Genomic DNA, 412 nt, shown 5'->3' on the forward strand with positions numbered 1-412 from the left:
GTTAAGAATTAATGAGCAGTAACAAAAAATTAACAGTTTGTTAATGCTTTTAAAATCTCCCATTTACTCTTTGGGGGTTCATAATTAATAAACCCTTTATAAATCTCCTTTATATCATCACTTACTATAATTGAATCGAAATGTTCTTTTAGCATAAAACCTTCATTTACAGCTGTTTGTAAAAATGCTAATAAATTATCATAATATCCATTTATATTAAAAAAAGCACAAGGTTTTTGTGTATATCCTACTTGAATAGAAGTTAATATTTCAGAAATCTCTTCTAAAGTACCACATCCTCCAGGAAAGGCTATAAAAGCATCTGAAAGTTCTTCCATTTGGGCTTTTCTTTCTCTCATATTATTTACTTTAATAAGATTTGAAAGTTTTTCATTTTCTAACTCTTTTGTTG

General features: G+C 26.9%; 1 protein-coding gene. It reads right to left on the minus strand.

Features of this window, described 5'->3' with window-relative positions; genetic code table 11:
- Positions 1-29: 29 nt before the first annotated feature.
- Positions 30-412 (minus strand): TIGR00730 family Rossman fold protein (locus CRV02_RS14600; protein WP_129090919.1); only part of this gene is annotated, 383 nt, incomplete at its 5' end.

Origin of the sequence: Arcobacter sp. CECT 8989, from assembly GCF_004116715.1 — a bacterium.
Taxonomy (GTDB): domain Bacteria; phylum Campylobacterota; class Campylobacteria; order Campylobacterales; family Arcobacteraceae; genus Halarcobacter.